Raw genomic sequence first — 3,742 nt, forward strand, 5'->3', positions numbered from 1 at the left:
GCGGCTTCGAGGTCATCTACCTGAATGAGGGCGACACATCGAAATTTGATGGCTTTAGGGTACCCGGGGAGCCGCCACCGAAGCCCCGGAAGCTATCGGACAAGCAGAAAGAGGAAAGTCAGGAGCGGATCGCGGGGATTCGGATTTGGGTGGGGCCAGATGGCAAGAACTGGGGCAAAATTCCCGCCGAAGCAGAAGAGGTGAAGGGTGCCGGGGGGAAGGTTCACCCCGTCGGGCAAACATTTCAGGTTTTGCGGCAAATGGGATTTTTGTTTCATCAGAGACTCTTCGATGTTCTAAACGAGAGCGGTTTCCAGCCGGAGGTCAACCGCAACAAGATTCGAATCCCCCGAGACAAGAGCATGTTTGTCACTGTTGCCGAGAAGGCAGAGAAGGACAAGGAGACGTTCGCCGCTTATGACGTCTGGTGCAAAGGCGACTCCACAAGGGCGGGAAAGATCCCTGCATACGACACCCGGGTCACGCTCCCGGAAACGGGGGACGTCATTGATTTCGGCAGACGGATGGGTGCTCTCATCTACCAGGGGCGTGTGGATCCGCAGGGGATGATCGCTCAGGCTCTGAACGCCCGTGGGTTGCAGACGGAGTCTCGGGGCGACAAGACCTTTCTTGTGCACCCAAAGGGGGCGGCCGGTGGGGAGTCGCGGTCGGTGTCCGCCACAACACAGAAGGCCACCAAGCCGGCCGTTCTTGGCCGCCCAAAGGGGGCTGCCGGTGGGGAGTTGCGGTCGGTGTCCGCCACAACACAGAAGGTCGCCAATCTGGCTGTGGGTCGTCGGCCCTTGCCGTGGGAGGGTGCGTCAGGCTCTGGTGTGGCGGTGGTGAGGGAGTCGGTCATCCTGCCGCCGGGTGTCGTGCGGGAAGCGGAAGCGGGCGGGTCGGTCCTGTACTGGGTGGGTCCCGAGCCGCAGGGGTCGGCCGCGGCGAAGACGAAAAGGCTGCTGGCGCGCATGTGCAAGACGGTGCTCGGGGCCGCTGTGACGGCTCCGGTCATCATGCTGCGCCCGGCTCTTGACGAGCAGGGGCGCGGGGATGATCTGCGGGACCTGCGGCGTCTGGTGCAGCAGTTCGCGTTGAAGCAGCAACAGCCCCTGGTCATCGCCACCGACAGCCCCTCGGCGCCGCTCAAGCAGATGTCACAGACTTACGGCGTCACCATCCTGCACCGCGTCCCGGGCAACGCCACGGGCACCCATGCCACGACCAGCGTGAATCTGGACAACATCTGGCTAATCACCAACGGCCCCACCACCATCACCAGAGGTGAAAGCTTCACCAAGCCGCTGGTCAAGAAGGCGGCCGCCACTCCCGCCCACATCCGCCCGCGTCCGGTGACACCCGCGCTCGCCAAACTCCTACTCACCCCCGACCGGGCAGCCAAACTCGACCTTTTGACCGAGTACCGCGACACACTGCGCACCGAACTCGCGCGCGGCGAACTCGACGCCATCATCACGGCCACCGAACCAGACGCCTGGTTCCGCAAAACCAGACCACTGCTCGGTGAACTCGGCACCCCCGAACGCGCCCCCCTCGTCCTGGACTACCAAGAACAGCAAACCCCCAGCGACCGCAACCTGATCCTGCTCAACGACCACGCCCGCGGCATCCCCGTCGACCAGCGCGTCACGCTCATCGAAGACTCGGGACACCCCACCACCAGCGCCAAAGCCGCCATGGAAGCGGTCGACATCATGTTCCGCGAAGGCGAAACCGCCGCCCTGCACCACGTCACGAAAAACTCCACCCAACTGAACACCAACGAACGGAAAGACTGGGTCACCGCCATCGCCAACCTCGTACCACAGCACCCCGACAAAAATACACAACTCATCACACTAAGTAACGCAATCTTCGACTGCAACAAAAATGATCTCAACTAATACGCGGCAGCCGACCCAGGCCGCGGTGCCCGTGCAGGATCTTGCGCGCGAGGGCGTGGCGGGACTCGCCGATGTTCAGCTGCCGGGTCACGGTGCGCCGGTAGGTCTCGTCGACCGGGTCGACCATCGCGAGCAGGTGCAGGGTCTTCGGGATGCGTCCGTACTCGGCCAGGGCCTGCCCGAGTGGGGTGGGGTGCCCGTCGCGGGCCAGCATCCGCAGCAGGTCGTAGGCGCGGACCTGGTTGGTGATCAGGGAGCCGGCCACCCGCAGCATGTCCGGCCAGTGCGTGACGATCCGGTCCAGGTTGACCTTGCTGCGGGCGATCGCGGAAAGCGGCCCGTAGTCCCCGGCCGGCTGCCCGGGCACGTCCGCCCGCCAGAAGCCGGTACCGCCCACGTCGGCAATGCGTGGGGAGAACCGGTAGCCCAGCAGCCGGAACAGGCCGAACACGATGTCGGAGTAGGAGGCGGTGTCGGTGGCCACCATCTCCGGCTTGGGTCCGGCGTCGAGGTTGAGCAGGGTGTCGAGGATGTAGAGGCTGTCGCGCACGGTGCCGGTGACGATGATCGCGCCGAGGCCGGCGAACCGGTCGTTGACCGCATTGAGCCAGGTGATGCCGCGTTTGTAGCCGAAGAACCTCGGGCTGGGGCCGGCCTGGATGGTCTGCACCGGTACCCGGAAGCGCAGCCCGTCGACGGAGGCGACCAGACCGCCGCCCCACAAGTCGGTGATGCCGATGCGGGCCTGGTAGTCCACCAGCCGGGCGTTGGCGACGGCGTGCGTGTCGGCGCGTACGTAGTTCTGGTCGACGTGGGAGAGCCGGTCGCGAGACAGGGCCGGGTCGCCGGGGCGGGTGACCGGGACCAGGCCGACGTTGCAGGCGTCGGCGACCAGTAGCGCGGCCACGGTGACGGGGAGCTGGTCCATGCTGGTGTTCAGGCTGCCGACGTGGGTGTAGGCGTCGAGCATCCGCTCATCGCGAGGCCGGAGTCCCGCCGGGGACCCTTGCGCAGCCGCTCCAGTTCGGAGAACCGCTTGCCCTCGGGCACTTCCAGCAGATCGCGCAGCCGCAGCGGCAGCTCCACGTCGGCGCCGGCCGCTGCCTCCGCGAGGGTGCGGTACATGCGCTGGTCGGTCTCCTCCCGCACCGCGGCCACCAGCCGCGCCAGCACGCTGACCCCTGGCAGCAGCACCCGCTCGCGGCGCAGCCACGCCTTGGCCTGCTCGAACAGCGCCACCGCGCCCTCGGCGTGGATCCAGGCCCGGGCGGACATGAACTCCACGAGCGGGTCGTGTACCCCCGGGTCGGCGAAGTCGCGGTACCCGTACGCGGCCCGGATCTCCCACGAGTGCTCGTACGCCGTCGGTTGTCGCTCGGTGTACCGCTTGATGACCGAGGGGTCCGCGATGTCCAACTGGCTGGCGATGTACTCCACCGCTGACCAGGGCACATCCAGCGGGTCCTCGGTCAGGAAGTGACCCAGGTAGCGCACGGTCCCGATCTGGAGCCCGAACCCGAGCCGGTTGTGCGCCCCGCGCTTGTTCGCGATCAGGTCCAGCGCGGTGCCGTCTAGCAGGAAGAAGCCCTCCAACTCCGAGCGGGTGAGGTCGCCAACGAACCGCTCGTACGCGGCGGCCTGATCATCAGATAGGAACTCGACGGGCACAGCCGGACACCGTACGTGCCCTCACCACGCGCTCGCTGCCCCACCCCCAAGATCATCCTTAGCGTTAATTCCTGGACGGATCTTCCTCAACCCCGAGGGTGGCGCCGCCGGGGTGGTGTACGCCGGCGCAGATGCCGGTGAGGATTTCCAGGGTGATGTCGCGGGCGTGG

General features: G+C 66.2%; 2 protein-coding genes and 1 pseudogene. 1 reads left to right on the forward strand and 2 read right to left on the reverse strand.

All coding sequences use genetic code 11. The features are described from left to right. A partial coding sequence (locus tag ACLQ24_RS28890) for a hypothetical protein (RefSeq protein ID WP_425894901.1) occupies positions 1-1,904 on the forward strand: 1,904 nt, incomplete at its 5' end. Between the two features lie 19 nt (positions 1,905-1,923). Here ACLQ24_RS28890 and ACLQ24_RS28895 read toward each other — a convergent pair. Together ACLQ24_RS28895 and ACLQ24_RS28900 are read right to left on the reverse strand one after the other, a co-directional pair. After that, positions 1,924-2,871: pseudogene (locus ACLQ24_RS28895) on the reverse strand (Tn3 family transposase); the annotation flags it as partial. Beyond that, positions 2,841-3,572 (reverse strand): DUF4158 domain-containing protein, encoded by a 732-nt coding sequence (locus ACLQ24_RS28900; protein WP_425894902.1) that lies wholly within the window; start codon positions 3,570-3,572, stop codon positions 2,841-2,843. The pseudogene ACLQ24_RS28895 and the gene ACLQ24_RS28900, both read right to left, overlap by 31 nt. Positions 3,573-3,742 lie beyond the last annotated feature (170 nt).

The organism is Micromonospora sp. DT4 (genome assembly GCF_049841675.1).
Taxonomy (GTDB): Bacteria; Actinomycetota; Actinomycetes; order Mycobacteriales; family Micromonosporaceae; genus Micromonospora.